General features: G+C 73.3%; 28 protein-coding genes. 9 read left to right on the forward strand and 19 right to left on the reverse strand.

Annotated elements, in window-relative coordinates:
• Window position 1: 1 nt before the first annotated feature.
• The 3 genes from AC3WSN_RS19260 to AC3WSN_RS19270 all read right to left on the reverse strand — a co-directional run bounded on the left by AC3WSN_RS19260 (window position 2) and on the right by AC3WSN_RS19270 (window position 1,581).
• Window positions 2–385, reverse strand: coding sequence for a hypothetical protein (locus tag AC3WSN_RS19260; RefSeq protein WP_492540076.1), 384 nt, complete (start codon window positions 383–385; stop codon window positions 2–4).
• A 74-nt stretch (window positions 386–459) separates the two neighbouring features.
• Window positions 460–1,005, reverse strand: a complete 546-nt coding sequence (locus AC3WSN_RS19265) for a hypothetical protein (RefSeq protein WP_492540078.1) — start codon at window positions 1,003–1,005, stop codon at window positions 460–462.
• Between the two features lie 60 nt (window positions 1,006–1,065).
• A complete protein-coding gene (locus tag AC3WSN_RS19270; RefSeq protein WP_192709884.1) occupies window positions 1,066–1,581 on the reverse strand; it encodes a phage tail tip lysozyme in 516 nt (171 codons plus the stop codon).
• A 78-nt stretch (window positions 1,582–1,659) separates the two neighbouring features.
• Between AC3WSN_RS19270 and AC3WSN_RS19275 the strand changes: the two genes are divergently transcribed.
• Window positions 1,660–2,214, forward strand: coding sequence for a GDSL-type esterase/lipase family protein (locus AC3WSN_RS19275; RefSeq protein WP_492540081.1), 555 nt, complete (start codon window positions 1,660–1,662; stop codon window positions 2,212–2,214).
• 138 nt (window positions 2,215–2,352) lie between these two features.
• On the opposite strand, the gene AC3WSN_RS19280 is transcribed toward AC3WSN_RS19275, so the two are convergent.
• Together AC3WSN_RS19280 and AC3WSN_RS19285 are read right to left on the reverse strand one after the other, a co-directional pair.
• Window positions 2,353–3,333, reverse strand: coding sequence for a DUF2793 domain-containing protein (locus tag AC3WSN_RS19280; RefSeq protein WP_492540083.1), 981 nt, complete (start codon window positions 3,331–3,333; stop codon window positions 2,353–2,355).
• Window positions 3,334–3,350: 17 nt separating this feature from the next.
• Window positions 3,351–7,244: a baseplate multidomain protein megatron gene (locus AC3WSN_RS19285; RefSeq protein WP_492540084.1), complete on the reverse strand. Its 3,894-nt coding sequence runs from the start codon at window positions 7,242–7,244 to the stop codon at window positions 3,351–3,353.
• Between AC3WSN_RS19285 and AC3WSN_RS19290 the strand changes: the two genes are divergently transcribed.
• A complete protein-coding gene (locus AC3WSN_RS19290; protein WP_492540086.1) occupies window positions 7,243–7,683 on the forward strand; it encodes a type II toxin-antitoxin system RelE/ParE family toxin in 441 nt (146 codons plus the stop codon). The genes AC3WSN_RS19285 and AC3WSN_RS19290 overlap by 2 nt on opposite strands.
• Window positions 7,680–7,961: a helix-turn-helix domain-containing protein gene (locus AC3WSN_RS19295; protein WP_492540088.1), complete on the forward strand. Its 282-nt coding sequence runs from the start codon at window positions 7,680–7,682 to the stop codon at window positions 7,959–7,961. The genes AC3WSN_RS19290 and AC3WSN_RS19295 overlap by 4 nt, the downstream gene beginning before the upstream one ends.
• Before the next feature lie 41 nt (window positions 7,962–8,002).
• Here AC3WSN_RS19295 and AC3WSN_RS19300 read toward each other — a convergent pair whose 3' ends face one another.
• The 3 genes from AC3WSN_RS19300 to AC3WSN_RS19310 all read right to left on the reverse strand — a co-directional run bounded on the left by AC3WSN_RS19300 (window position 8,003) and on the right by AC3WSN_RS19310 (window position 10,328).
• Window positions 8,003–8,527 carry an NlpC/P60 family protein gene (locus AC3WSN_RS19300; protein ID WP_492540090.1) on the reverse strand — a complete coding sequence of 175 codons (525 nt, stop codon included), beginning with the start codon at window positions 8,525–8,527 and terminating at the stop codon, window positions 8,003–8,005.
• Entirely contained in the window at window positions 8,524–9,399 is an 876-nt protein-coding gene (locus AC3WSN_RS19305; protein WP_492543175.1) for a phage/gene transfer agent baseplate hub protein, read from the reverse strand. The genes AC3WSN_RS19300 and AC3WSN_RS19305 overlap by 4 nt, the downstream gene beginning before the upstream one ends.
• A 287-nt stretch (window positions 9,400–9,686) precedes the next feature.
• Window positions 9,687–10,328 carry a phage distal tail protein, Rcc01695 family gene (locus AC3WSN_RS19310; RefSeq protein ID WP_492540092.1) on the reverse strand — a complete coding sequence of 214 codons (642 nt, stop codon included), beginning with the start codon at window positions 10,326–10,328 and terminating at the stop codon, window positions 9,687–9,689.
• 395 nt (window positions 10,329–10,723) lie between these two features.
• Between AC3WSN_RS19310 and AC3WSN_RS19315 the strand changes: the two genes are divergently transcribed.
• Window positions 10,724–11,635, forward strand: coding sequence for a TauD/TfdA dioxygenase family protein (locus AC3WSN_RS19315; protein ID WP_492540094.1), 912 nt, complete (start codon window positions 10,724–10,726; stop codon window positions 11,633–11,635).
• Window positions 11,636–11,638: 3 nt separating this feature from the next.
• On the opposite strand, the gene AC3WSN_RS19320 is transcribed toward AC3WSN_RS19315, so the two are convergent.
• From AC3WSN_RS19320 to AC3WSN_RS19350, 7 genes are all read right to left on the reverse strand, one after another.
• A complete protein-coding gene (locus tag AC3WSN_RS19320) occupies window positions 11,639–12,211 on the reverse strand; it encodes a phage tail tape measure protein (RefSeq protein ID WP_492540096.1) in 573 nt (190 codons plus the stop codon).
• Window positions 12,212–12,343: 132 nt separating this feature from the next.
• On the reverse strand, window positions 12,344–12,574 hold the full coding sequence (locus AC3WSN_RS19325) for a rcc01693 family protein (protein WP_492540098.1): 231 nt from the start codon (window positions 12,572–12,574) through the stop codon (window positions 12,344–12,346).
• Complete coding sequence (locus AC3WSN_RS19330; RefSeq protein WP_192709872.1) at window positions 12,571–12,915, reverse strand: gene transfer agent family protein; 345 nt, start codon at window positions 12,913–12,915, stop codon at window positions 12,571–12,573. The genes AC3WSN_RS19325 and AC3WSN_RS19330 overlap by 4 nt, the downstream gene beginning before the upstream one ends.
• 15 nt (window positions 12,916–12,930) lie before the next feature.
• Complete coding sequence (locus AC3WSN_RS19335) at window positions 12,931–13,341, reverse strand: phage major tail protein, TP901-1 family (protein ID WP_238196226.1); 411 nt, start codon at window positions 13,339–13,341, stop codon at window positions 12,931–12,933.
• 12 nt (window positions 13,342–13,353) lie between these two features.
• Window positions 13,354–13,770, reverse strand: coding sequence for a tail completion protein gp17 (gene gp17 / locus AC3WSN_RS19340; RefSeq protein WP_492540100.1), 417 nt, complete (start codon window positions 13,768–13,770; stop codon window positions 13,354–13,356).
• On the reverse strand, window positions 13,767–14,114 hold the full coding sequence (locus AC3WSN_RS19345) for a head-tail adaptor protein (RefSeq protein ID WP_492540102.1): 348 nt from the start codon (window positions 14,112–14,114) through the stop codon (window positions 13,767–13,769). Before AC3WSN_RS19345 ends, gp17 begins: the two co-directional genes overlap by 4 nt.
• 23 nt (window positions 14,115–14,137) lie before the next feature.
• Window positions 14,138–14,698 (reverse strand): head-tail connector protein, encoded by a 561-nt coding sequence (locus tag AC3WSN_RS19350; protein WP_492540104.1) that lies wholly within the window; start codon window positions 14,696–14,698, stop codon window positions 14,138–14,140.
• A gap of 26 nt (window positions 14,699–14,724) precedes the next feature.
• Between AC3WSN_RS19350 and AC3WSN_RS19355 the strand changes: the two genes are divergently transcribed.
• The 3 genes from AC3WSN_RS19355 to dps all read left to right on the forward strand — a co-directional run bounded on the left by AC3WSN_RS19355 (window position 14,725) and on the right by dps (window position 17,365).
• Complete coding sequence (locus AC3WSN_RS19355; protein WP_492540106.1) at window positions 14,725–15,507, forward strand: S1 family peptidase; 783 nt, start codon at window positions 14,725–14,727, stop codon at window positions 15,505–15,507.
• A 117-nt stretch (window positions 15,508–15,624) separates the two neighbouring features.
• Complete coding sequence (locus AC3WSN_RS19360) at window positions 15,625–16,548, forward strand: S1 family peptidase (protein WP_492540108.1); 924 nt, start codon at window positions 15,625–15,627, stop codon at window positions 16,546–16,548.
• A 271-nt stretch (window positions 16,549–16,819) separates the two neighbouring features.
• A complete protein-coding gene (gene dps / locus AC3WSN_RS19365; RefSeq protein ID WP_091775184.1) occupies window positions 16,820–17,365 on the forward strand; it encodes a DNA starvation/stationary phase protection protein Dps in 546 nt (181 codons plus the stop codon).
• A 142-nt stretch (window positions 17,366–17,507) separates the two neighbouring features.
• Here dps and AC3WSN_RS19370 read toward each other — a convergent pair whose 3' ends face one another.
• Window positions 17,508–19,142 carry a porin gene (locus AC3WSN_RS19370; protein ID WP_192709866.1) on the reverse strand — a complete coding sequence of 545 codons (1,635 nt, stop codon included), beginning with the start codon at window positions 19,140–19,142 and terminating at the stop codon, window positions 17,508–17,510.
• A gap of 693 nt (window positions 19,143–19,835) precedes the next feature.
• Between AC3WSN_RS19370 and AC3WSN_RS19375 the strand changes: the two genes are divergently transcribed.
• Entirely contained in the window at window positions 19,836–20,585 is a 750-nt protein-coding gene (locus AC3WSN_RS19375; RefSeq protein ID WP_492540110.1) for a hypothetical protein, read from the forward strand.
• A 67-nt stretch (window positions 20,586–20,652) separates the two neighbouring features.
• Here AC3WSN_RS19375 and AC3WSN_RS19380 read toward each other — a convergent pair whose 3' ends face one another.
• From AC3WSN_RS19380 to AC3WSN_RS19390, 3 genes are all read right to left on the reverse strand, one after another.
• Window positions 20,653–21,939 carry a phage major capsid protein gene (locus tag AC3WSN_RS19380; protein ID WP_492540112.1) on the reverse strand — a complete coding sequence of 429 codons (1,287 nt, stop codon included), beginning with the start codon at window positions 21,937–21,939 and terminating at the stop codon, window positions 20,653–20,655.
• Window positions 21,940–21,954: 15 nt separating this feature from the next.
• A complete protein-coding gene (locus tag AC3WSN_RS19385) occupies window positions 21,955–22,461 on the reverse strand; it encodes an HK97 family phage prohead protease (RefSeq protein WP_492540114.1) in 507 nt (168 codons plus the stop codon).
• A 237-nt stretch (window positions 22,462–22,698) separates the two neighbouring features.
• Window positions 22,699–23,895 (reverse strand): phage portal protein, encoded by a 1,197-nt coding sequence (locus AC3WSN_RS19390; protein ID WP_492540116.1) that lies wholly within the window; start codon window positions 23,893–23,895, stop codon window positions 22,699–22,701.
• 30 nt (window positions 23,896–23,925) lie between these two features.
• Here AC3WSN_RS19390 and AC3WSN_RS19395 point away from each other — a divergent pair, with 30 nt between their 5' ends.
• Entirely contained in the window at window positions 23,926–24,816 is an 891-nt protein-coding gene (locus AC3WSN_RS19395; protein WP_492540118.1) for a hypothetical protein, read from the forward strand.
• Window positions 24,817–25,366: the final 550 nt, after the last annotated feature.

The raw sequence follows: 25,366 nt of genomic DNA on the forward strand, positions 1-25,366 counted from the left end.
CTCACCCTCCCACCACGAGCATCCAGAGTGACCGCAGGGCGGGGATCCGCGCCGCGATCCAGGCAATCTGGTCCGAGAACCAGTGCACGGCCGCGGCGGCGCCGAGGAAGGCCAGAACCGTCGCGTGGTTCAGCCGCGTCAGATAGCGGCGCAAAGCCCGCCGCTCGACATGCGCGTCGACCATCTCGTCGAGCGCGGCGAGGCGCGGCTCGGTCTGGCGGCCGAACCAGACATGCCAGAAGGGCGGAAAGCGGATCGCCCGCGCCCGGCCCCCGAGGGCGATGCCGGGGCCGGCCTCGTCCTCGCGGGATTCGGCAGCGGCCCTGGAAGGGGCCCCGGAAGCGGGCTTGGCGGCGCGGTGCGCAGGGGGGCGGGGATCGGTCATGGCAGGCGTATCCTTTCCCGGCCGGTGCCGGGCGGGACCGCCCGGCGTCATCGTTCCGCCCCCGCGACGCGGCCTCAGCCCTGCCGTGCGGCACTCGGCCGGCCGTCGCGCTCGCGCAGCTCGGCCAGCGCCGGGGCGAGCACGGTCGCGGCACTCGCCTGCGGATCGAGCGGCAGGGCCCGGAAGATCCGGGCCGCGACGCCCTCCGCCCCGCCGGCCGACCGGACGACGTGGGCGGGCGCGGTGGCGAGCACGTGCCGGGCGCCGGCTGCGACCACCGCGGAGCCGAGATCGACGCTGACGGTCCGGCCCTTGGCGGCGCCGGCCACGGCGTTCTGGCCGAACTCCGCCCCCGCGCGGATCGCCGCCTCGACCCGGTCGCGGGTCAGCACCGAGGCCGCCCAGGGCGCGACCCGGGCGATGCCGGCGGTCACGGCCGCGGCCGCGAGTGGCACGAGGAAGGCCGAGACCGGCTGGAGCAGGCCGGTCAGCCAGTCGCCCCAGGGCGGGCTCACCCCGGTGGCGGGCAGCGCGGCGGCGGCATACGCCGGCGACAGCAGGGCGGCGAACGGCAGGGCCGCGCAGGCGAGAGCCAGCCCCAGACGGAAGCGGTGCGTCATGGTCGATCTCCGAGGGTTGTTCGCGCGGCGGACCCGGCCGGCTCGGGAACGGGTGGAGGGTCAGCGCCGGCTCGGCGGCTTCCCCGGGGCTACCGGCCCGGCGGCGGCGCGCAGGGCGGCGAGCGCCCGGCGCGCCCAGGCGAGCCGGCTCGGCAGCGCGACGATGCCGGGGCGCTCGAAGCGGCGGCAGACCACCGCGGTGGCGGCTTCGAGGCTCGCGGCGGCCCGCAGGGCTTCGAGCGCGGCGGCCTCGGTGCCGCGCAGCTCCGCGCAGAGGTAGCCGTAGCCGGCCTCCGGGTCGGCCGGATCGAGGCCGCGCACCCGGCACCACGCCTCCATGGCCACGCGTCGCGGACCGGTCCACTGGGCGAGCCCCCAGCCGCCGCGGGAGCCCGCCACCGCGGGCGCCACCTCCTGCAGCTGTCGGAAACCGCCGCTCTCGTGGCCGAGATTGCCCAGGAGCCCCGCCGCCTGCAGGTCGGTCAGGCCGAGATCGCGCATCAGGCGCGGGCCCAGGCGGCCGCATTCGGCCGCGAAGACGTCGCCCGCTGCCCGGGCCGTTCCGGTGGTCGGCATGGCTGTGCTCCGGTCGATGGCGCCCGGCACGACGCCGGGCTATGGCGGCCGTGCGGGCGCGGTGCCGAGGGAGGACGCGTGGGGAATCGACAGGACCGGCCGCTGGTGTTCATCGGCGACTCGATCACCGCCGCCTGGGGCGTCGAGCGGGCCGAGACCTTCGCGCGTCACGGCTTCGTGGCCCGCGGCGTCCCGGGCCAGACGAGCGGACAGGTCCGGGCGCGGTTCCTCCGGGACGCCGAAGGCGCGCGCGGTATCCACCTGCTCTGCGGGATCAACGACATCGCGGAGATCGGCGGCCCTGTCCCGGACCGGGAGATCGCCGCGAACATCCTGGCCATGGGCCGGCTGGCCTTCGAGGCCGGGCTGCCGCTCTGGATCGGCACCGTGATGCCGAGCGATTTCTGGGGCTGGCGTCCCGAACTCCGGCCGGTGGCGCGCATCCGCGTCCTGAACGCGTGGCTGCGCACCCTGTGCGACGCGGGCGCGGCCCGCCTCATCGACTATCAGACGCCTCTCGCCGACCCCTCGGGGGCGCTGGCCCGCGCCTTCACCGAGGACGGCATCCACCTCAACGCCGCGGGCTACGCGGCGGTCGAGCCCGCGATGCTCCGGGCGCTCGTCCCCGGGTGAGCACCCCTCCGTCGTTACGGGGCGCCGCAGGCGAGCCCGGAACCCAGACCCGCTCGGGGTGCAGGTCCTGGCGCGTCGGCGCGTCTGGATCCCGGGCTCCGCTGCGCGGCCCCGGGATGACGGCGCGCGCGAAACCGCTCACGCGGCGGGCCGCGCGCCGGCCGCCAGCGGCGTCCCGTCGGCCCGCTGGTAGTGCCACACACGCCAGCGGCCGGCGGAATCCGAGAGCGCGATGCACGTATCGTCGGCGGCCGTCACGATGTCGGCCCGGGTCGGCAGAACCAGGGCTTCGGGATGGTGCACCAGGGTCGCGCCGCCCGCAAAGCGCACGAACCGCTCTCGGTCGGCCGCGGTGCCGAAGCGCGTGATCCGCCCCGCGCCGGTCACGAGCACCCGCCGCGTGCCGGTGCCGCCGAGATCGGTGCTGGCGGCGGCCGCCAGGGCGGTCTCGGTGGAGGCGAAATCGATCCCGCCGGTCCTGGCCGAGGCGGTGAGCGCGGTGGCGAAGGCGGCGCCGTCGGGCGAGACCTTCAGGGAAAAATCGTCGCTCCCCAGGAGCCCGAGCAGCGCGCGCGCCGCGTAGCCGGTTTCGAGCACCAGGGCGGCGTCGCGCGCGGCGTCGCGCTTGTTCACGAAGATCCGCATGTCGCCGCTGCCCGGCGTCGCGTCGTCCCAGGTCAGCAGCGCCGCGTCCGCCTTGACGGCGAGGCGGTTGGTGGCGTCAGCACCCGTGTTGATCCCGAGGCGGCTTACGCTCTGGACCGCCGCGAGCGTCCGGCGGAAGCTCGTCCAGGCGGCGCCGTCGAACACGTAGAGGTCGGCCTCGTCGATCAGGTAGGCGAGCCAGCCGACCCGGGGCACCGCGCCGGTCCAGACCCCGTAGGCGAAGCGCACCACCTGGCCCCCGAGGCCCGCCCAGGCGCCGCCGGGATCGGCCGCGGCCACGAGGTAGCGGTCGCCCTCCGCGGGGCTCGGCGGCGGGGCGGTCAGGTCCTTGTCGAGGCAGGCGAGTTGCACGAGCGCGTCGATCAGGCCGAGCGCCTCGTTGTGGGTGACGTGCTTCTGGGCCTGGCTCGCGGCGATCAGCGGCAGGCCGAGATGGGGCGTGGTGTCGGACATGGCAGACTCCCGGGCATTCAGGCCGAGCGGACGGGGATGCGGGCGCGACGGGCGGGCCCGGGGCCGGCGACGGCACCGATCTGCGCCACGGCCAGGTCGAGGCTGGTCTGCGGCCCGCCGAAATCCGCCGCCTCGTCGGCGTAGAGGAGGGTCTGGGCCTCGGCCCGGAGTGTCCGGACGGCCGCGTCCCCGGAGAAGAGCGTCACCGCGTAGGCTTCCGGCTCGTCCAGCGGGATCTCGGCCGGCTCCCAGGAATCGCCGTCGCGGCGCGCCCGACGGATCCAGGACAGCCGCACGCCCTGCGCCTCCCGGCGCGCTCGCAGGTGGACGGGCCGCAGCGGCCGCAGTGCCGCGAGGCCGGCGGTCGCGGCGAGGTCCGTGAAGGCCGGATCGCCCGGATCGCTCCCCGCCGGCCCGATCCGGTAGCGGAAGCCCCGTCCGGCCTCGTCGAGCCGCTCCACCAGGGGGACCACCGCGCCGTCGTCCAGGCGCACGATCAGGCTGCCCGGCGGGGTGATCCGGGAGGCGACGTCCTCGCTGCCCGCGAGCCCGCGCAGGAGGCCGGACAGCCGGTAGGTGTCGGGACCGGTGAGCACGGTCTGCGCGGCGCCGAGCAGCTCGACGGCACCGTCCGGGCCGATCAGCGCGAACAGGTTGCCGCCGGCGAGCATCGTGGCGGTCCCCACGGAGGCGAGCGCGCCGCCCCGGCGCAGGGTGACGTCGAGCGTCACGCCGCGCTGCAGGCGCCAGAGCGGTCCGGCCGGGAGCGCCGCGCGGGTGCGCCCCAGGCAGGCCGGATAGTCGACGCGGCCGTGAAGCGCGAGCGGCCCCGCGCCGTCCGCGCGCCAGAGAGCGGCCGCCCCCGGCCAGGGCTCGGCCGCCACCGCGAGATACTGCAGCACCGTGGGGGTGCCCCGATCCACCGGCAGGTCGAGGGCGAGCGCCAGCGGCGGCCCCGGGAAGGCCGGCGGCGCGACGGCCGGCACAGCCGGGCTGCGGGCGAGCCCCCGCCCGGGTCCGCCGCGCGGCGGCACGCCGCTCGCCTCGATCCGGCGGCCGGTGGGTGCGTCGTCGATCCGGTCGATCTTGCGCAGCACCGTGCCGCCCGGGACGTCCGCCGGGACCGCCACGAGGTCGCCGGGCTCCAGCTCGACCCGGCGCGGACTCAGCGTGAACACCGCGCCGTCGCGGGCCGCGATGATCCGGTCGAGCAGCGCCTCGGCGAGCGCGTCGCCGGTCTCGCGGCGGGTGACGATCGCCGCCTCGATCCGGGTCTCGCGCCGCCGGTCGCCCGCCGGCCGCACGGCCGCCGCCGCGGCGCGGCGGTAATCCGGGCTCTCGGATTCGGTGATGCCGAGCTCCACCGAGCGCGGCAGGGCGCTCTCCTCGGCCCGGACCTGCCGGAGTACGGGTTTCTCCTCGGAGAGCCGGACCAGATCGGCCTCGGCGAGCACCACCGGCCGGTCGCGGCGCGGCCCGCGGAGGCGCAGGGTGCCGGCCACCGCCGAGACGTCGAGGCCGTAGACCTGCGCCAGGGTCTCCAGGGCGCCGCGGGCGGTGAGCGGCCGGTCGATGACGTAGCCGTCGAGATAGGCGGCGGCCTCTACGGAGACCGGCGCGTCGAAGCCGAACTCGGCGAGGATCTGCCGGACCAGCAGGTCGAGGTCGCAGCCCTCGATCCGCCCAGTGATCCAGTGGCCGATGCGCCAGTTGCCGGCATCCGCCCAGGGTCCGCGCACGGTCGGGAAGGCCGGGAACGGCCGCGCGTCCCAGGCCCAGACATGGAGCGCCGCCGGGTCGACCATCCGACCGCCATAGACCGGCGAGACCGGGTTGTCGGCCTCCCGGAAGCCCGGCACCGCCGGGTCGAAGCGCGCGATCACCGCGGCGACGCCGCGGAGCTGGATCAGCTCGTCGCGCAGACCCCGCGATTCCGGCGGGACGGCGCTCTCGATGGATTTCGGGTCGGGGAAGACGTTGGGCCCGTTCGTGCCCTTGTCGACCGCCGGCACCCCGATCTCGGTGAGCCAGATCGGCTTCCCCATCGGCACCCAGGCGGTGGCACGGGTCTCGACACCGCCGTCGCGCTCGACGTGGCGGTTCGACCACCACGCCACGAGATCCTTGGGCCGGTAGATCCAGGCCTTGCCGTAGGCGCCGTCCTCGATCGGCCTGCGGTCCTGCGCGGCGCGTCCGTCCGCGTCGGCGTAGTACCAGTCGAATCCCTCGCCCGAGGCGCCCCGATTCTTGAGGTAGGCGCGGTCGGTGATGTCGCCCGCGACCGCAAGGTCGGCATGGTCCGGCGCGTCGCGCCAGTCCGAAACCGGCGGGTACCAGTCGATTCCCACCGCCGCGATGGCGGGATCTGCGAACAGGTCGTCGAGGGGGAACCGGATCGTGGCGCCGCCGTCGCGGACATCGGCGCCGTACTCGGTCCAGTCGGCGCCGTAGACCAGGGCGACCGCCGGCCCGAGGCGGTCGCGCACGGCGGCGGCGAGATCGCGGAACGCCTGCACGGCCGGGTAGCCGGCGGCGCCGCGCACCCGGGTCAGGCCGACATACTCGCTGCCGATGATGAAGGCCGCGATCCGCACGCCGGACGCAGCCCAGCCCGCGGCGAGGTCGGCGTAGTGCAGCACCGCGTCGCGGTAGCCGCCCGCGAAGAAGGCCGCGACCTGCGCGTCGGCTCGAGCGGTGCCGTCCGGGCTTCCGGGCAGGCCGGGCGCCGGATCGCAGGTGATGCGCCCGCGCCAGGGATAGGCCGGCTGGATCGCGCCGGGCACGCGGGGATCGGGCAGCGCGTTGCCGGCCGGCACGTCCATCATCACGAACGGGTAGAGCACCACCTCCAGCCCGCGGCGGACAAGCTCGGCCACCAGCCGGGTCAGCCCATCGTCCGAGGGCGTCCCGCCGTAGGACGGGCTGCCGTCCGGCAGGAGCGAGACGATCTCGGCCTCGGCGCGGCTGATCCCGGCGACGCGCCAGTCCGCCGGCAGGGCGTGCTTCCGCCGGCCCTCCACCTTCGGGACCACCCGGCAGGCCCCGGCGCGAAGGTCCGAGCCGAACCACGTCGCCACCACGGCGACCCGCTGGAGGTTCGGGCAGAGCGCCTGGAGCGCGTCGAGGGACGCGATCACGTCGGTGGCGCGCTGAAGCTGGTGGCGGTTGGCGGCCTCGGTCCGGCCGAGGCCGAGATCGACGGTGACGCGGTCCGGATCGAGGCCGAACTCGCTCGCCCCGGGGATCAGGTCGACGGCGCGGATCCGGCCGCACAGGCCGCTGACCGGGCGGATCACCTCGAAGGCGAATTGCGGGACGCGGTTGCCGAATTCGGCCAGCGGCAGGGACTCGAACACCACGTAGGCGAGGCCGCGATAGGCCGGGGCGTCCTCAGATCCCTCCTTGGCGACGATCAGCGGGTCGGGCGCCTGGTCCAGGCCGCCGGTATGGACCCGCAGGGTCAGGCCGGCCTGGTCGATCTCCTTGCCGTCCGCCCAGATCCGGCGGACGCAGGCGATCTCGCCCTCGCACAGGCCGACCGCGAGGTTGGCGAAATAGGCGTAGTGGGTGGTCACGGTCTTCTGGCCGCCCAGGCTCTTCGCCGGAGCGGCGGCGCGCGCCACCGTGGTGTTGGCGACCTCCAGCGGGCGGGTCGCCCAGATCAGGGTGCCGCCGATCCGGGCGCGGCCGTAGACGCGGGGGATCGGGTCGCCCTCGGTGGAGGTGAGCCCGGCCACGTCGGCGAGCCGCGGCCCTTCGACGAAGCGGGTGTGCCGCCCGGAGCCGAACAGCGCGCCGCCAAGCGCCGCGCCCGCCATGGAGCCGAGCGCCCGCCCGAGCATGCCCCCGATCGGGCCGCCCAGCGCGGTGCCGAGTGCCGTGCCGGCCGAGGACAGGATCAGCGTCGCCATGGCAGGGCTCCGGGCGATGACGCGCGGCAGCGGTTGCCGGCGTATACAAATTTTTGTATCAACAGCGGATCGGAACGTGGTGTGCGGTCCCGAGGCCGTGAGCGGACGATCCCGAAGCGTGGTGTTTCGCGGAAGCGCGCTCGATGACTTGCGCGGCTTTCCGAGGGATGCGCGTCGCGCGGCGGGCCACCAGATCGACCGGGTTCAATCCGGCCGCGATCCGGACGACTGGAAGCCGATGGCATCTGTTGGATCAGGCGTCCGCGAGATCCGCATCCGCGAACCGGACGGCGCTTTCCGCGTCATCTATGTAGCCAAATTTCCGGACGCGATTTTCGTCCTTCACTGCTTCCGGAAGACGACGCGGAAGACGGCGTCGACGGATATTGCCCTGGCCAAGCAGCGCTACGCCGATCTCGTCCGGGAGCTGAATTCATGACCGACCGAATTTTCGACAGCGTCTGGGACGCGATTGAGGACACGCCGGCAGATGCCGCGCACATGCGCATTCGTTCGCAGCTGATGATGGTCCTGCGGGATCACATCGAGCAATCCGGCCTGAGCCAAGTCCAGGCCGCGAAGATCCTCGGTGTCACGCAGCCGCGCGTCTCAGATCTGATGCGCGGCAAGATCGATCTTTTCGCCATCGACTCGCTCATCGCGATGCTCTCCGCGGTCGGGCTTCAGGTCGAACTGCGCGTCGCTGCCGCGGCCTGAGCCGACCTCAAGCGATCGCTCGGTCGACGACGAGTCCGAATTCAAGCCGCACGGTGTCCCGAGTCGCGCTCGGACAGCGGATCCTGATCATGCGTCGCCGCAGGACCGACGACCTCCGGGAACCGGAACACCCCTGTCAGGTGCCGCCACCACGCGGTCAGCGCCACCTCGGCGACCACCGCGCCGTCATGGGCGTGGATCATCGCGCCGTCGCCGGTGGCGATGGCGCAGTGGCGGGCCGGCTGGTGACGGCGGAAGGCGAAGAGCAGCACGTCGCCCGCGCGCAACGCGCAGGCCGCGGGCGCATCGGCCACCGGCACGAGGTGGCGCGCGGCCGCCGCGGTGAGCGGGTCGGCGCCGGGGCCGGCCGATTCTGCCCAGGTGGCGCTGTAGGGCGGCACCGCCTCGGGCTCGGCGCCGTAGAGCCCGCGCCAGACCCCGCGCAGCAGCCCGAGGCAGTCGCAGCCGACCCCGCGGAGCGAGGCCTGATGCCGGTAGGGCGTGCCCAGCCACAGGCGCGCCTCGCCGAGCGCCGCCGCGCCGACATCCCGCCGCATCGCGCTCATCGGAACAGGCTCCCGCCGTCGAGGGTGTGATCCGAGCCCGGCACCGCCCGCATCACCACGTCGTTGCCGGGCATGTGCGGGAAGCCCTGGAAGTTGACCGCGTTGGCGAACCGGTCGCGGCAGGTGGCGAGACGCTTGTCGCACCCGGCCGTGACGGTGAAGGCGTCTCCGGCCGCGACCGGCCGCGGCGGCGCGCTCCAGAGTTCGAGCAGGGCGCCGAGCTGGAGACGCAGATCCGCCGAGAACCCGGCATTGGCCCCCGCGGTCCAGGTCAGCCGGCCGCCGGTGAACAGGCCGTCCCCGAAGCCGTCGGCCAGCGCGACCGAGAGCGTTGCAGGTTCCGGAACACCGGTCACCCGGCCGGTGGTGCGCCACGGGGCGAGGTCGACCCGGCAGCGGGCGTCGCCGAGCGCGGCGCCGCAGGTGGCCCGGTAGGTCCGGCCGCGCTCGGCATCGAGCCGGTGCGTGAGGCCGCGCAGCTCCGCCACGAAGGCGTCGCCCTCCCGGCGAATCTCACCGATCGTGGCGAGGTCGAGGAGCAGCCGCGTCCCGGGATGGGTCCAGTCGACCAGCCAGGTCTCCACGGTAGCTCCGTCGTAGAGGCCGCCGGCGATGTCGGCCTCGGTGAGGCCGAGGCTGCTGAGCGCCCCGGCCACGTCGCCGCCCGAGACGGCGAAGCCGAGCTCGGCGCTGGCCTCGGCGGCCTCCAGCCCGGTCCGGGCCTCGTGGACGAGGCCCGCGACGGTGAGGTCGCGGTCGTGGTCGGTAAAGCCGAGGGTCGCCCCGTCCCGCCGCCGCAGGGACCAGCAGCGGCACAGGGTGGTCACGCCCCCCGCGAGATGGGCCGCGAAAGCCTCCGGGATGTCGCGCATGGTGCCCCCCCTCAAGGCCTGGGGTTGGATGAAGGCGATGTCTCGCCTCCGCTCGGCGCGCTCGCGCAGGACGGCCCTGACGACCTCAGCCACTGCGCACCGTCATCCCGGGGCCGCGCAGCGGAGCCCGGGATCCAGTGCCGCCGCGGCGGCAGATCCTGCGACGACGCGTGTCTGGATTGCCCGCCTCCGGCGTGCCCCTCCGGGTCCGGGCTCGCCTGCGGCGCCCCGGAATGACGGTGCCGAACATCTGGCGCGGCGACGCGGTTCTCAGCACGCCCCCTATCTCACGGCACGATTTCGACGAGCGGCACCTTCGGGATCTCGCCCGCCGTGAAGGCCGCGAGGTCGATGGTCAGCTCGTCGGTGTCGAAGCGGACCGGCACGTCGAAGGCGAAGCCCGCCGTCACGGCGGCGCCCGGCCCGGGGGCGTGGCCGGCCGCGAAGGTCACGAGGCCGGTGGCGGGATCGCACGCGAAGGCCTCGGGCCCGACCTCCCGGCCGCCGACCGCCACCCGGACGCTGCCGGCCACCGGCTTGGCGATCCGGCGGCGATAGGGCGCGAAGCCGGCGCCGTAGGTCTTCACCAGCGGAAAGGTGGCGGTGACCCCGTCGCCCGTGCCGAGCGGCTGGTCGAGGGGGCCGACCGGCCGGCCCGGCGGCCCGGAGCGGCCGTCGATCCGGTCGCGGAAGCGGAACCCGTAGAGACGGCCGCGGCGCTCCTCGAAGAAGGCCAGCACGGCGTGCAGCGCGTCGAGGCCGCGCATCCCGAAGCCGGCATCGTAGCGGCGGCGGGAATCGGCCCAGCGGCCGTTCCGGTGCTCGCGGCCCGAGGCCAGGGTCACGATCTCGGTCAGCCGCTGCGGGCCGCCGCCGGCGCGCAGGGACACGTCGAGGGGGAACAGCACCTCGTGGAAGTCGTCGGCCATGGCGGACCTCTCCGGTTCGGGTGGCGACAGGGCCGCGCGGGTCATCCACGCCACCGCCGTCATCGCGAGCGCAGCGACACGACCCAGGGCAGCGCGACATCGGTGACCGTGGCGCCGCTGGATTGCTTCGCTCCGCTCGCAAGGACGATCGCGGTGCCCTGCCTCGGCTCGGTCTGGCGACGTCGGGGAACGTCATCGCTGCCGGATCGCAGCAGCTGAAAAAAGTCTTTCGAGAGGAGCCGGAAAATCAAAAGCGCCGTTCATCGACACAGGACGGCGGTTGATCGAAGATCGGCACACCGAAGCGGATGTTCTCTGAAGTCCTTTCGGCCTGCACATCTCGGTTCATCGCGCGATCCGCACGACGCGACGCCGTTCTGCCAGGAAATCCTTTGATGAGCGCCAATCCTCAGCCCCTGCACGCATCCGCCCTCGACATTCGCCGCGTCGCCGGCCGCATCGGGGCGGAGATACGCGGCGTCGCCCTCTCGGGCGATCTCGAGACCGGGACCGTGGCGGCGATCCGGCAGGCGCTGACCACCCACAAGGTCGTCTTCTTCCGCGACCAGACTCTCGACGAGGCCGGGCAGGAGGCGTTCGGCCGGCGCCTCGGCGACCTCGTCCCGCACCCGACCGTGCCGTCGCTCGCGGGGACGGCGGGCATCCTCGACATCGACGGCAGCCGCGGCGAGCGGGCGAGTTCCTGGCACACCGACGTGACCTTCGTGCCGGCCTACCCGGCGATCTCGATCCTGCGCGCGGTGACGCTCCCGGCCTATGGCGGCGACACGCTCTGGGCCAACACGGCGGCGGCCTATGCCGACCTGCCCGAACCCCTGCGCGACCTCGCCGACAAGCTCTGGGCGCTGCACTCCAACGTCTACGACTATGTCGGCGGGCGGGTGAACGTCTCGGAGGCCGGGCGGCGGCGCTACGACGAAGTCTTCACCAGGACCGTGTTCGAGACCGAGCACCCGCTGGTCCACGTGCATCCGGAGACCGGCGAGCGCTCCCTGATCGTCGGGCATTTCATCCAGCGCATCGTCGGGCTGACCACGGCGGATTCGCAGCACCTGCTGGCGATCTTCCACGACCACGCGACCCGGCCCGAGAACACGGTGCGCTGGTCCTGGCGGACGGGCGACGTGGCGATCTGGGACAACCGGGCGACCGTCCACCGCGCGGTGGACGATTACGGCGACGAGCCCCGGGTGGTCCGGCGCGTGACGATCCAGGGCGTGGCCCCGGTCAGCGTCGACGGCCGCCGCAGCCGCGCGCGGGACTCGGAGACCCGGAAGGCGGCGTGATCCTCACGTCGCCCGCTGGCCCCGCGCCACGGCTCGGGCGAGGCTCGCGGTCACCTGCGCCTCCGAGCGGCGGAAGGCCGCCGGATCGGGGGTCGCGATGTGGACGGTCACCGAGACCGGGCGGGCTGGGGCGCCTCCGGTCGCGACGCCGAGGCGGCCGTCCGGGCCGCGCCCCAGCGGCAGGATCGCCTCGGGTCCGGCCTCGCCCATGAGGCCGGTGCCACCCGCCATGGGGAAGTAGGTCGGCGCGGCCACGACCCCGCCCGCCGCGAAGGGCTGGACCCGCCCGCCCCGGAACACGCCACCCCGCGCGAAGCCGGTCTCGGATCCCGCACCCAGCACGGTGTTGATCAAGCCCGCGAGGCCCGACTGGATCGAGCCGCCCGCCGCCCGGGCCGCCGCGCCGGCGAGCCGGGTGCCGATGGTGGTCAGCACGCCGTCGAGGCTGCGCCCCGAGGCGGCGCCCCGGGTCAGCGCCGCGTCCAGGCTGCGGCCGAAATTCTGCGCGAGCCGGTCGAGGGTTTCGAGCTGCGCGATCCGTGCGGCAGCCGGCGTGTCGGTTTCGATTTCGGTCATCGGCGTGCCCTGTCGTGGAAGAGGCTCAAATCCGGGTTGTCCCACCCATCCCCCTCATCCTGAGGTGCGTCGCGGGCACCTCAGGATGAGGTCGAGGTCGGGAGGCTCGTGCATGTCCGATGGCTCCGATCGTCAGGTCGGACCGGACACCGCATCGGGGTAGGCGGCGAGCAGGCGCGCGAAGGCGGCGCGGCTCAGCGGCTCCGGACCGGCGCGACGGCCGAGGGCCGCGGCGAACTCCCGCGGCGTCGCCGCCCAGAATTCCTGCGGCCGCCAGCGCAGCACCCCGAGGCCGAGCGCCAGGGCGTCGTCCCACGGAAAGCCGGCAGGGTCACGAGCCGCCCCCGACCGCGACGCGGTCACGGACGGCTCCGGGGAGGGTTTGCCGGGCCCGGCGCCTCCCCGAACGCCGCCGCCAGCACAGCACCGAGGGCTTCCGAGACGGCGTCGAGCCCGCCCGCGAGCGGCAGCCGGGCGACCGCCGCATCGTCGAGATCGTGGCCGCCGCCCCGCAGGGCGACCCCCAGCAGGGCGATCAGGTCCCGCGCCGAGACCCGCCCGCCCGCGAAGCGCGCGGCGAGCCCCGCGAGGTCGCCGGCCTGGAGCGCGGATTCCAGCTCGGCCAGCGCCCCGAGGGTGAGGCAGAGGGTGTAGCGCTCGCCCGCGAGATCGAGCGGCACCGCGCCGCGGATCCGGTTCACCATGCGACTCCCCTCGGCTCAGGCCGCCGCGAAGGCGAGCGCACCCGCCGAATCAAGGCTCATGTCGAAGGTGACCTCGCCGGCGTGGTCACCGCGGTATTCGAGGCTCGCGATCTGGAACGGGCCCTCCAGGAGCCCGAAGGCCGGCACCACGATCTGGAAGGTCTCGATCACCCCCTCGAAGAAGATCAGCCGCAGGCGCGCGTCCGAGGCCTGGTCGCGAAAAACCCCGGAGCCCGCGATCGCGGCTCGGCGCACGCCGGCGCCGGCGAGCAGCTCCCGCCAGCGCCCGGCGGAATCGGCGTTGGTGACGTCCACGGTCTCGGCGTTCAGCGTGATCTGGCGGGTGCGCAGGCCCGCCACGGCCACGAAGCCGCCCGCGCCGTCCCCGGCCCGGATCAGCAGGTCCTTGCCCTTCTGCGCGCCCATCGGCCCCTCCCCTCACAGGATCTCGGTGACGGCCTCGACCGCCAGGCTCGCCCGGGCCTCGCCGGTCCGGGCGTCGCGGCGGGCCCTGATGGCGCGGACCCGCAGGGTCACGAGCCGGCAGCCGGCGAGCGGCATCGCCGCATCGGCCAGGAGCGCGGCCATGCGTGCGGCAGCGTCCAGGGCGGTGCGGACCGAGCCGGGCTGCGCGATCACCGCGATCGCGTGGCTGTGGCGGTGGCGCTCGGCCCCGTCCACGGCATCGTCCTCGATCGCGGAATCCTCCCACAGGGCGTAGACCGGCGGCGTGCCCCGCGGCGGCTCGTCGTAGAGCCGGACGTGGCCGCCGAGCAGGGCCGCAAGGCCGGGATCGGCGGAGAAGCGGGCGATCAGGCCGGCGCGCAGGGCCAGCAGCGGGCTCGGGTCGCTCACGGCAGGCTCTCCCGCGGCAGTTCCTCGACGTGGCAGACGCAATCGCGGCCCCGCGCATCCGGCTCGGTGACAGCGCGGATCGCGAAGCGGCGGGGGCCGACCACGAGCCGCATCGTCGGGTCGAGGCGGGGCCGGCCCCGCAGGGTGACGCGGTAGACGGGCCGCGTGTCGGTCCGGCCGCCGGCGGTGCGATCGACCATGCCCGCCGGCGCCAGGGCGCCCCACAGGACCGGGCCGGCCACGTAGCGGCGCAGGACACCTCCGAACCCGTCGGGCTCCTCCAGGGGACGCTCGAGGACGAAGCGCCGACGGCGGGCGCCGAGGGGTGGGCGCGAGGCGGCCATCGGTGCGGCTCCGGTCCGGGCCATCACAGCCGCATCCGGCGGAAGGGCGCCGCGAGGTCGGCGGCGTCGGTGCGGGCGGCGTCCGGCTCGTCGCCACGACGCTCGTAGCGGGCGGCGGCGAGGCGCAGGATCGCGAGGCGCAGGGACGCCGGCAGGGGCGGTCCGTCGCCCCCGTACCCGGCCGCGACCTCGATCAGGATCGTGCGCCCGGCGGGATCGGGCGCGGCCGGATCGACCAGCAGGCCCGGCGCCTCGACCGGGTCGGGGCCGAGGCGCACCAGCCCGGCGGCGAGGTCGGTGACGCCCCCCGCCTCCGCGAAGCCGGCGCGCAGGAGCTCCACCAGCGGGCTCAGCGGCAGCGGCACCTGCCCGTCGGACGGCCAGGCGGACAGCGCGATCCGGTAGCGGCCCCGGACGAGGATCCGGCGCGTCTCGATCTCCAGGCTGGCCCGCACCGCCGTGATCAGGGCCTGGAGCAGCGCGTCCTCGGCGCCGTCGTCGTCGGACTCGAACCGCAGGTAGGCGCGCAGGTCGGCCACGCTCACCGGCTCGACGGCGGCGGCGTCGATGCGTAACGGGATCATCGCGCGTCTCTCTCGATGGTGGGTCGATGCTGATTTCGAAGCGCCGCCCGGCGGTCCTTGCCGTCGCGACGGCTCCCCTGGCCGCTTGCCTGGCCGCTTGCTTGGCGGCTTGCTTGGCGGCTTGCCTGCTGCTCGCGGCCGCGCCGGCGCGCGCCATCGTCGGCGGCACGGAGGCGCCGGCCGGCGGGGCCGTGATGGTCCTGTCGTCGAAGGGCGGCGTCTGCACCGGAATCGTGCTCGCCCCCGACACGGTGCTGACCGCCGGCCATTGCGCCGCCGACGGCGAGCACCGGGTCCATTTCCGCGACGCGGCCGGCGCGCCCGTCCTCGTCGAGATCGCCGCGCGGGCGGTGCATCCCGGCTACGATGCCGGCGCCGCGAAGGCCCGGCGCCGCTCCATCGACCTCGCGCTCCTGCGCACGGCGACTCCGCTGCCGGACCGCTTCGCGCCCGTGACCCTGAGCGCGGCCATGCCGCGGGCCGGCGACAGCCTGACCCTGTCGGGCTACGGCGCCGCCAAACCCGGCGACCCGCGCTCGACCGGCACCTATCGCAGCGTCGCCCTGCCGGTGATCGAGCCCTACGGGCCGAGCCGGATCCTGGTCTGGTTGCGGGGCGGCGCCGGCGGCGCCTGCCAGGGCGATTCCGGAGGCCCGATCGCGGCGCCCGACGGCGGAGTGCTGGCGCTCTCCGCCTGGATCGGCGGCAGCTGCGGCGGCCTCACGCAGGGCATCCTGCTGGGACCGCAGCGCGGCTGGATCGACGAAAGGCTCGGCGCCTGGAGCCGGAGCGCCCGCTGGACGGACTAGATCCCGGCCTCACCGGCAGGGAACCTCAGCTTGGCCGGGACATTGCCTTGCTCTAGGCTCACCGGGCGCCGCGCCCGTTCGACGGCGTCCCTCACCCGCGCCCCCCTGGAGTGCCCGATGTTCCCTCGCCCGATCCGCAAGGCCGGCCTCCGCGAGCGCGTCCTGTGCGGCGGCCTCGCGGGCCGTTTGGGAGGCGGCCTGCTCGGCGCGGCGCTGCTCGGCACCGTCGCGGGCCTGATGCCGGCCCCCGCCGCGGCGGTAATCAACGGCACGACCACGCGGGATCCGAACGGGGCGCGCAGCTTCGTGGTGCGCATCGAGAGCACGGAGGGCGAGATCTGCTCGGGCACGCTGATCGCGCCCGACCTCGTGCTCAGCGCCGCCCACTGCGTGATGCGCCCGGCCGGCTACACGGTGATCAGCGTGGACCGCGGCTTCCGCCAGCACCGGACCGCGGTGATCGCCGCGACCATGCACCCCGATTTCGTCCCCGGCACGACCCCGGAGGACCAGCCCGGCGTCGACCTGGCGCTGCTCAAGCTCGAGCAGCCGCTGGGCGCCGACTACATGCCCCTCGATCCGCGCGGGGCCGCCGCGATCGATAACGGCGCGCCCGTCGATATCGCGGGCTTCGGCGTCGTGGCGGAGAACCGGCGGAACTCGGCACGGGTCCTGCGGCTGGCGCATCTCGTGTCGATCGGCTCGCTGCAGGTCGCCAATCGCGTGACCGTGGTGACGGACCGGCGGCGGATGGCCGAGACCTCGGGTGCCGGGGCGTGCCTCGGCGATTCCGGCGGCCCGATCCTGGCCGGCGGCCCCGGCGGCTACCGGATCGTCGGCGTGGTGAGCTGGTCGAGCGGCGCCCTCCAGCAGGGCGCGCGCCGGACCGCCTGCGGCGGCTTCACCGCGGTGACCCCGGTGGCCGAACATGCCGGCTGGATCGCGTCCCGGTCGGCGGAGCTGTCGCGGATCCAGGTGGGCGAGGCATTGCCGCGCGGCAACCGCTCCGACTGGATGGCCCGCCCGGGCCGGCGCCGCTAGAGCCGTCGCCGATCCGGCCTGACCTACCCGCATCCCTCACCCGAGATGCGCGCGCATCTCGAGCGGGCGATACGGGTCGGATTCGCGTGCGCCGCAGCGGTACGCCGCCCTGGAGAGGCGTCCGAGAGGCACCCCCGCGCCGCGGCGGCAATCCGCGGCTTCCGCATGTGCGGCAGCGCTCACCATCCCGTGGATCCGTCGCGCCTGCGGGAACCTGGGGCCGCATCGGCACTTTCGCATCCGAACAATCACCGGCTCACGGAGCGAGAACATGGCCGACACCGGCACCAGCAACACCCCGCGGACGCACAAGACCCGCAACAACACCGATTCCAACGCCAAGAAGGTCTCGATCGAAGCGCTCAACGCCCGGCTGGCGGACGGCATCGATCTGGCGCTGGCGATCAAGCAGGCCCATTGGAACCTCAAGGGTCCGCAGTTCATCGGCGTCCACGAGATGCTCGACGGGTTCCGGACCCAGCTCGACGAACTCAACGACAGCGTCGCCGAGCGCGCGGTGCAGCTCGGCGCCACGGCCTTCGGCTCGACCCAGGCGGTCGCGGAGCGCACGAAGCTCCCGGCCTACCCGACGGGCATCTACGCCATCGCCGACCACATCGCCGCGCTGATCGACAGCTACGCCGCCTACGCCAACGCGGTGCGGCAGAACATCGACGAGACCGACGAGGCCGGCGATCCGGACACGGCCGACCTGTTCACCGAGATCTCCCGAGCCGTGGACAAGCACCTGTGGTTCCTCGAGGCCCACGTGCAGGAGCCGACCGGCACCCTGCGCGACGGCAATTCGGGGCGCTGAGGTCGATCCGCCCCGCCCGTCCGCGGGCGGGGCCTCGACCGAGACAAGAAAAAGCCCGGCCGATTGGCCGGGCAGTGGAGTCCCTTGCACGGGGACATCAGGACCGGGAAGCTTTGGAGAACAAACCGGTCCGGATTCGAGATCAGAAGTCGCGCTGGACGCGGAAGCGGAACTGCTCGACGCCGTCCGACGTGATGGTCCGCACGGGTCCGCCGGCATTGATCGCCGCGATGCGGCTGTAGGCGGTCGGATCCTTGTCGTTGTCGATGACGCGGCCGTTCTTCACGCCGAACTGGGTGTAGAGAGCCTCCACGCCGATATCGAGGTCCTTGACCGGCGACCAGATCAGGTTTCCACCCACCGAGAACTGGTACGTGTCGCGCAGAGCCTGGCTGATCTGGAAGAACCGGGTGCCCGGCGTGCCGATCGCGTTGGAGCCGCTGATACCCGCGAAGTTCTGAAAGATCAGACCCTGGCCGTAGCGGATGGCCGACGAGAAGTTCTGCTCGCCGTAGCTGCCGATGAAGGCCGAACGCCATTCCGGCGACCAGTAGTGCAGGTAGGCCGCCGTGGCGGTGAAGCTCGTGGACGTCTGGAGTTGGCCGGTGATCGGGTTGACCACGGCGTCGTTGAAGTACTGATCGAACTTCTGACCCTGCAGCGTCGCCGAGGTCTGGGCCTCGCAGCCGCTATACATGCAGTAGCCGGTATACATCTGCGCGCCGTTCGCGTAGGCGCCCTGGAGATAGAGGGCGTCGCCCGGCGCGATGAACGGCGCGTTGATCTTCAGGCCGCCCTGGACGCCCCAGCCGTACACGCTGTTGGCGTGGGGCGTGACCACCGCGCCGGGCACGCCGCCGGCGATGACGGTGGGATCCTGGATGTTCACCTCGTGCACGGCGGCCGAGAGCTGGGCCGAGCCCCAGGCTTGGTCGAGGCGCAGCACGCCGACGAAGTCGGGCATGCGGTTGGCCTGGATGATGTTGACCGTGTTGGTGGCGAGCGCGCCGGCCGCCGTCCGGTAGAAGATCGGGGTCGGCACGTTGGTCAGGCCGAAATTCGTGACTGAGCCGTTCGCCGCCGTGACCGTATTGCTGAGCGGCGAGAAGACCGGGGTCCGGCGGAAGGTCGGGTCTTCGACGGAGAGCGTCGCCGACAGGCCGTTCCCCATCGTGGCCGTGTAGGCGAGCAGGTTGGTCGAGGACGTGTCCGAGCCGAGCGAGTAACCGTTGAACTCGAAATCGTGGGCGTAGAAGTCGAAGAACGAAGAGGCGCGACCGGCGGTCAGGCCGGCGAACTGGATGAACGCCTTGTCGAGGTTCACGTATTGCTGCGCCCGGCCGAAGGTGTCGATGCCGAGTGCCGCGTAGGCGTTGCCGTAGCGCTGCTGGGTGCCGGAGGTGCCGCCGCCGTAGGAGCCGCCGGTGCGCGAGGCGACATCGAGGCGCACGAAGGCGCGGAGTGTGCCGTAGGCGGTCTGCGTGCGCGCATCCAGGTTGAAGCGCCCGAGGGTCCGGTAACCGGCGGTGTCGCCGAAGTTCCGTGTTCCCGTGCGCGAGTAGGTCGGCTGATAGCCGCCCTCGAAGCGGGCGCGGCCCGAGAGGCGCAGGCAGGTGTCGGTGCCGGGAATATAGAAAAATCCTGCACCGTACGCGTTGCAGACGCGGACGTACTCAATCGGGACGGCCTTCTTGACCGGCAGATCAGCGGCCTGCGCTGCACTTGCCCCCGCAAATGCTGCGGCCGAACACAGAAGTGATGCCTTCAACAGCCTCATCGAAATCCCCAAGCCAGCGAGACCCACGCGCAGCTCCGTCATCACGAAAGCTGCATGATTATTATGTGTTCGGCCGGCGCTGATGCGCTCAACCCACGGGTTCTGTTTTGGCCGAACCCTTCTGTGATCAAAGTTGCTGAAGATGCCGTGGCTGATCAATCCGAAAATGGGTCACGTCAGGCTAACTGACCGATCGGTGGTACGAAGACCACAAAATCGCGAGTTTCTTTTCTGCTGGAAACAGCATTGAGGCTAATTTTTCTGTCGAAAATAATACAGATCTGAGTTCGTTTCTGACAGAAATAATGTGAACTGCGTTGACAGTGGCGTGTTATAGTGCAAGTAAACCGGTATATTGATGGAGATGGCTGAGCGAGCTTGTGTCTGAACGCGTATCCGAAGGCGTCGCGGCGGAGCATCGCCGCGGGCGGACGGATCGGACGGAGGGATCGGTGACACGATCCATCCGACAGCACCTCAAGCTCGCTCCAGGTATTGACCCCGACGAGATCTTTGCCGTGAGGCAGAGAAATCGAATTTCACTGCTTGTCTGAAGAACAACCGGGCCGACAGGCGACATGCCCCAGGCGCGGTCGGCGGCGGCGCGCGGCCTCGCGCATCGACGCCTCTCGATCACCGCGTGTCCGCTGCCGCGGATCCGCGTCATGCCGTTCATGAGATCGCGAGCGTCCAGTGGAAACGGATTTCGAGACCTACTACCAGACCGCGTCTCCCGGCAGCCTGGCCTGTGTGTGCTCACGGGATCCGATCTACGGTGAGCGCTACTTCTTCGTGCGTCTTCGCGAGATCAAGGCCGGCCGGATCTACACGGCCCGCGGCGTCTTCTGGGCTGTCAACGGGGAAAAGTGCGATCAGGGTTGGGCCGGCGACGTCCACGAACTCGTCGTTCCGACGATCCCGCTTCTGGAGATGATCGAGCCGCATCTGGAGCGGATGGCCCGGTTCGGCGTGGACCGGCGATTCGAGATCACGGTCGCGCGCGCCGTGCTGGAGGGGCGGCTCAGCGAGATGCCGGAGCTGCCGGCGCCGCCGGTGCCGACCCTGAAGGAGGCGCAGGCCGAGCTGCTCGCCGCGACCGCCTATTGGGAAGCCGTGGATGTGCGGTCGGCCCAGCCGGGCACGTCCGTCCGGATCCGGCGGGAGGCCAGCGAGCGTCTGGTCGCCGCCCGCACCAACCTGGAGCGTGCCCAGGAGCAGGCCCGGAAACTGTCCGGAGCCAGCCGGTCGGGGCAGGCCGGTCCGACGCAGAGCGAGGTCGCAGAACCGCCGCATGCCGTCGGCGGCCCCCTCAAGCTCAGCCAGCCGCTCTCGATGTCGGCGCCGGTCAGGCGTTCGGTGAGCGCCTCCTGGCCCCTGGACGCAAGGGGCGCCTATTTCGCCGCCCCGTTCGCGTACGAGACCGTGAAGGATCGCGCCGGCTAGCGCCGTCCCCGAGCGTGTGGCGACGAGCCGGCCGCTCCGGCAGCCTCCGCGAAGACGACGGACCGGCTCAGCCGAACTTCAACAGCTTGATGGCGTCGAAATCCTGCACCCCGCCGCCGACGCGCTTGGTGGTGTAGAACAGCACGTAGGGCTTGGCCGAGTACGGGTCCCGCAGCACGCGCATGCCGGTGCGGTCCACCACGAGGTAGCCGCGTCGGAAGTCCCCGAAGGCCACCGACAGGCTGTCCTTGCCGAGATCCGGCATCGCCTCGGCCTCCGTGACCGGGAAGCCGATCAGCGTCGCGGCCCGGCCGGCGGCGAGCGGCGGCTGCCAGAGGTAGTTGCCCTCCGCATCCTTGAACTTCCGGATCGCGCTCTGGGTGCGCCGGTTCATGACGAAGCCGGCATTCTGGCGGTAGCCCGCGCGCAGGCCGTAGACGAGGTCGAACAGCACGTCCGCCGGGCTGGTCGACGGGAAGGCGCCCGCCGCACCGGTGGCCACGAACCCGAGCTTGCCCGGCACCCAGGCGGCGTTGGCGACCGTGTCGTAGCTCAGGACGCCGCGCGGGCGGCTGGCGCCGTTGCCGGTGACGAAGGCGACGCCCTCCTGCTCGGCGAAGGCGGTCTCCACCTCGGCCGAGAGCCACGCGTCGAGATCGACCACCGCATCGTCCAGGAGCGTCTGCGTGGCGGCCGGCATCGCGTAGAGCTCCATGGCGGGGAACGCGATCTCCGAGAGCGCCGGCGCGGCGGTCTCGGGCCGCGGCGCCGTCTCCGCCGCCCAGCCGGTGACCGGCGCCCCCACCGAGACCGCGCGCTTGTACTGGGCGCCCGAGATCTGCTGCACGCTGGCGATCGACCGGATCGGCGACACCTGGGCGAGACGCGTCAGCACGGTGCGCTCGATCGTGTCCGGCACGAGGTAGCCGCCGTCCGGCCCAGAGCCGGCCGACAGGGCCTTGGATTCCAGGCGCTTGAGCCCGGCGCTCTCGCCGGCCCGCACGTAGAGGTCGAAGGCCGCCTTGTGCTCGTGGGCGGAGGCGTCCGGTCGCGGCGCGCCGAGCGGCGGCCGGGCCTGCTCCAGGCTGATCCGGTCGAGGCGGGTGCGGGCCGCGTCCAGCGCCGCGTCGATACGGGCGAGCTTCTCCTCGGTGAGCACGTCGGCGCCGAGCCGGCCCTCGATCGCGCCGAGGCGCACCTCGTTCGTCTCCTTGAACGCCGCGAAGGCGGTGGCGAGCTCGTCCAGCGCCGAGCGCATCGGCCCGGCCTCGGGCCGGGCGGCCTTGTTCTCCAGGTCGGGCAGGCCGCCTTTTGTCTCGAGGCCGGCGCGGGCCGTCAGGGTGGTGGCATCCATGGGTCAACCTCGTCGTCAGGAGGGGCGTCGGGGCCGGAGTGCCGGACCCGGCAGGCGGGACGGGGCGATCCGACGGGCGAGGCCGCGGATCTCCGCCACGAGGGGATCCGCGCCGGGATCCGGGCTCGCCCGGGCCCCCGGCTGGAGCGGAAAGGTCACCAGGGAGATCTCCCAGAGATCGACCTGATGGAGCCGGCGCGCCCCGCCCGCACCGGGCCGGGCGAGCAGCGTGCGGAAGCCGATCGACAGCCCGTCGAGGCCGCCCTGGCGCATCAGCGCGTCGATCTCCCGGGCGCGCTGCACGGCGAGGTTGAGCTGGCCCTCGGCCCGGAGGCCGCGGGCATCCTCGCGCAGGGTGAGCCAGCGGCCGATCGGCTCGGCCGGGTCGTGCTGGAACAGCAGCCGCACGCCCGCCGGCCCGCGCTGGGCGAGGCTCGCCGCGAAGGCGCCCGGCACCACCACGTCGTGGCCCAGATCGGGCACGCCGAAGAGGCTGGCATAGCCGGTGAAATGGCCGTCCATGGCGGGATCCTCGGCGGGTGGCGATCGTGGGAGCGGTGCGGTTTGCCGGAGGCCCGCGCGGATGCCGCAGGCGCGTGGGGCGGGTCCGCCGTTTGGGGCCACGACGGAGCCGGGTCACACCGGCCGTCCCGTGTCCTCCGGCCGCTGTCGAGGCTCTGGATTCCGGGCTCGCCTGCGGCGCCCCGGAATGACGGGGTGAAAGCATCGGACTGCGAACCAATAGTCTAGCGGTTCCCCTCAGCCCCCAACGCCTTCCGCCCGCTCCGGCGGGTAGCCCACCGCCTCGCGCTTCTCGGAGACCGTGAGGAAGTCCGCGGCCTGGACCCGGCGCCAGAGGGATTCCCGCTCGCCCGCGAGCGCCTCGATCCGGTCGAGGTCGGGCTCCAGGTCCACCGGGCCGAAATCCGGTTCCAGCCAGCCGGCCAGCGCCCGCGCGGTGCGGGCGGCCAGCGGGATCAGGGTCTGACGGTAGAGGGCGCGGTTGGCCTCGGCGTAGTTGGCGTGGGTGCTGTCGCCGGGGAGCCCCAGCAGGAGCGGCGGCACCCCGAAGGCCAGGGCGATCTCCCGCGCCGCCGCGTTCTTGGCCGCGACGAAATCCATGTCCTGCGGCGACAGCGCGAGGGGCTTCCAGTCGAGGCCGCCCTCCAGCAGCAGCGGCCGGCCGGCATTGGCCGAACCCTGGTAGTTCGCCTCCAGCTCCGCCTTGAGGCGCTCGAATTGCGGCTCCGACAGGCTCGCCCCCGCGAAGACCAGCGCCCCGGACGGCCGGGCGGCATTGTCGAGGAGCGCCTTGTTCCAGGCGCTCGCGGCGTTGTGGATGTCGAGGGCGGTGGCCGCGGCCTCGATCGGCGCGAGGCCGCCGGTCTCGTCGTCCGGATGGAACAGGGCGAGCGCCAGGATCGACGCCACGGCCGGCGTGCCGGGCGCCGGCAGGTCGAACCGGCGGCTGCGCCCGCCGGCGGTGTAGACGTAGGCGACCGGCCAGCCGTCCGGCCCCGGCAGCATCCGCATCCGACCCGGCCGCAGGGCCTGGAGCGCCGCCACCCGCCCGTCGAGCGCGACCGCCTCCAGATAGGCCGTGCCGGTCAGCAGCAGGTCGGCATAGACGGTCTCGAGTAGGTGCGTGCCGCTCTCCCGCGGGTTCGGACGGGCGAGGAGCGCCAGCAGGTCGGCCGCGCGCGCCGCGCCGGGCCCGGTGGCGATCAGCGGCAGGCTCGCGGCGCTCTCGGCGATCAGCCGGACGGCCCGGTGGACCACCGGGTTGCCCTGGTAGCCGACCCGGGCGAGCGCCGCCGGGTCGCGGGGCGTCCAGCTGGCCCGGCCCTCGGCGTAGAGCGCGAAGGCCGGGGAAGCGGCGGCCTTGGTGGCCAGGACGGGGCCGCCGGGTGCGGCGCGGCGCGCTAGGCGCGCCAGCTTCTCGAGGACAGTCGACATGCCGGTCCGTTCCTGCGCTATGGTCTCGCGATGCAGTCCTGGTCCCCCTCGCGCGCCCGCGCGGCCCGGTGCGGGCGTCTCGCGGCGGCGCTCGCGGCCTTGGTCACCACGGCGGCGGAGGCCGGGGACGCGCCCGTCTGGCCGGAGCCCAACGGGACCCTGGTCCTGGCGCGGCCCTTCGGCCGGTCGGACCTCAGCCTGCGCCTCGCGCGCCGCGTCGCCGGGGCGGTCGACAGCCTGACCTGGGACGGCGTCACCTTCATCGCCGACACGGAGGCGGATGACGCCCTGCAGGCGCGCCTCACCGTCGGCCCGGACGCGGACGGCCGCGCGGCGAGCGAGGCCGGCAGCCCGGAAGACGGCGCGCCGGCTGCGCAGCGCCTGACCGGCCTGCGGTTCGGGCGGAGCTGGGCCGAGACCGAGACCCGCCTCGCCTGGACGCCGGCCGGGGCCAAGGCCGTGATCCTGCACAAGCGGGTCGGCCTCGGCCTGCCGGGTCTCGGCAACGCCGTCGAGGTGCAGGCGCGCTTCGACCTGCCCGAACCCGCCGACGCCGCACGCTTCGAGGCACTTGCCGCTGCCGTGCCGGCGGAGTTCTCCGAGGCGTGGAGCTTCGACCGCGGCACGGGAACAGTCAGCCGGCTCGATTCCGGCGACGGCGATCAGCGGCGTCCCGTGATCCTGGCGATGCCCGAGGGCTCGCACGCCCTGGCGTTCTGGAGCCCGAACCCGCCCGAACAGGAGGTGGACGCCCCGCATCCCGCCTTCGCGGTCCGGCGCGGCCCAGACACGACCCGGCTGAGCTGCGCCTTCGCGGTCGCGCACGCCGCGGCGGGCGCCCACGATTTCGCCTGCTACGCCCTGGTCGGAACCCTGGCGGATATCCGCGCCGCCCTCCGGAGCCTGACCGCGCCGGAGTGACGGGCCGTTCCGGACCGCCGAACCGATGGCGATTCCGTCCTTGCGCGCGGCGCGAAGCAGTTCCGTCGGCGCCCCGATCTCAGACGTCGCGCGGCCCTGGGTCGCTTCGCCCCGCTCGCGATGACGAGAGAGGCACCTCGGCCGAAGCGTTCGAACGGAAACCGGATGACACCGCGCCCGGCCGACAGCATCGAGTGCTGAAGGCCGCGCCATCATCACGGGCGAAGCGCCTCGGGACAGCGCGACCGGCCTATCCGCCAATGACAGCGCGCGGCCATTGTTGCGCGCCGATACCGCCGAACTGGGGAAATGATACCAGTATTGTGATCCCGTGACCCGTCCGCCACAGCGTGGCGTGAAAAACCGTGTATACAGGATGCAGTTCGTTCCAGAGACCACGAACCGACTTCCGGCGCGCCTCCGCGAGGCGCGCCGTATTGTTTTAGGGCCGCGCCGGCGCTGATCCCGGGCGTCAGCGCCCCCGTCGGGCTCAGGTTTCCGCCGTCGTTCCGGGGCGCCGCAGGCGAGCCCGAAACCCAGAACCGCTGGC

The organism is Methylobacterium sp. FW102-HT35C08, from assembly GCF_058790235.1.

What these genes read in the sequence shown, in the direction of transcription:
- AC3WSN_RS19295 (WP_492540088.1), top strand. Translation starts at nt 7,680, where the DNA reads ATGACCGACCGAATTTTCGACAGCGTCTGGGACGCGATTGAGGACACG.
- AC3WSN_RS19285 (WP_492540084.1), bottom strand. Translation starts at nt 7,244, where the DNA reads ATGGCGACGCTGATCCTGTCCTCGGCCGGCACGGCACTCGGCACCGCG.
- AC3WSN_RS19310 (WP_492540092.1), bottom strand. Translation starts at nt 10,328, where the DNA reads ATGGCCGACGACTTCCACGAGGTGCTGTTCCCCCTCGACGTGTCCCTG.
- AC3WSN_RS19380 (WP_492540112.1), bottom strand. Translation starts at nt 21,939, where the DNA reads ATGGATGCCACCACCCTGACGGCCCGCGCCGGCCTCGAGACAAAAGGC.
- AC3WSN_RS19370 (WP_192709866.1), bottom strand. Translation starts at nt 19,142, where the DNA reads ATGAGGCTGTTGAAGGCATCACTTCTGTGTTCGGCCGCAGCATTTGCG.
- AC3WSN_RS19265 (WP_492540078.1), bottom strand. Translation starts at nt 1,005, where the DNA reads ATGACGCACCGCTTCCGTCTGGGGCTGGCTCTCGCCTGCGCGGCCCTG.
- AC3WSN_RS19280 (WP_492540083.1), bottom strand. Translation starts at nt 3,333, where the DNA reads ATGTCCGACACCACGCCCCATCTCGGCCTGCCGCTGATCGCCGCGAGC.
- AC3WSN_RS19320 (WP_492540096.1), bottom strand. Translation starts at nt 12,211, where the DNA reads ATGACCGAAATCGAAACCGACACGCCGGCTGCCGCACGGATCGCGCAG.
- AC3WSN_RS19335 (WP_238196226.1), bottom strand. Translation starts at nt 13,341, where the DNA reads ATGGGCGCGCAGAAGGGCAAGGACCTGCTGATCCGGGCCGGGGACGGC.
- AC3WSN_RS19315 (WP_492540094.1), top strand. Translation starts at nt 10,724, where the DNA reads ATGAGCGCCAATCCTCAGCCCCTGCACGCATCCGCCCTCGACATTCGC.
- AC3WSN_RS19300 (WP_492540090.1), bottom strand. Translation starts at nt 8,527, where the DNA reads ATGAGCGCGATGCGGCGGGATGTCGGCGCGGCGGCGCTCGGCGAGGCG.
- AC3WSN_RS19290 (WP_492540086.1), top strand. Translation starts at nt 7,243, where the DNA reads ATGGCAGGGCTCCGGGCGATGACGCGCGGCAGCGGTTGCCGGCGTATA.
- AC3WSN_RS19260 (WP_492540076.1), bottom strand. Translation starts at nt 385, where the DNA reads ATGACCGATCCCCGCCCCCCTGCGCACCGCGCCGCCAAGCCCGCTTCC.
- AC3WSN_RS19305 (WP_492543175.1), bottom strand. Translation starts at nt 9,399, where the DNA reads ATGCGCGACATCCCGGAGGCTTTCGCGGCCCATCTCGCGGGGGGCGTG.
- AC3WSN_RS19350 (WP_492540104.1), bottom strand. Translation starts at nt 14,698, where the DNA reads ATGATCCCGTTACGCATCGACGCCGCCGCCGTCGAGCCGGTGAGCGTG.
- dps (WP_091775184.1), top strand. Translation starts at nt 16,820, where the DNA reads ATGGCCGACACCGGCACCAGCAACACCCCGCGGACGCACAAGACCCGC.
- AC3WSN_RS19270 (WP_192709884.1), bottom strand. Translation starts at nt 1,581, where the DNA reads ATGCCGACCACCGGAACGGCCCGGGCAGCGGGCGACGTCTTCGCGGCC.
- AC3WSN_RS19345 (WP_492540102.1), bottom strand. Translation starts at nt 14,114, where the DNA reads ATGGCCGCCTCGCGCCCACCCCTCGGCGCCCGCCGTCGGCGCTTCGTC.
- AC3WSN_RS19395 (WP_492540118.1), top strand. Translation starts at nt 23,926, where the DNA reads ATGCAGTCCTGGTCCCCCTCGCGCGCCCGCGCGGCCCGGTGCGGGCGT.
- AC3WSN_RS19330 (WP_192709872.1), bottom strand. Translation starts at nt 12,915, where the DNA reads ATGGTGAACCGGATCCGCGGCGCGGTGCCGCTCGATCTCGCGGGCGAG.
- AC3WSN_RS19390 (WP_492540116.1), bottom strand. Translation starts at nt 23,895, where the DNA reads ATGTCGACTGTCCTCGAGAAGCTGGCGCGCCTAGCGCGCCGCGCCGCA.
- AC3WSN_RS19360 (WP_492540108.1), top strand. Translation starts at nt 15,625, where the DNA reads ATGTTCCCTCGCCCGATCCGCAAGGCCGGCCTCCGCGAGCGCGTCCTG.
- AC3WSN_RS19355 (WP_492540106.1), top strand. Translation starts at nt 14,725, where the DNA reads ATGCTGATTTCGAAGCGCCGCCCGGCGGTCCTTGCCGTCGCGACGGCT.
- AC3WSN_RS19385 (WP_492540114.1), bottom strand. Translation starts at nt 22,461, where the DNA reads ATGGACGGCCATTTCACCGGCTATGCCAGCCTCTTCGGCGTGCCCGAT.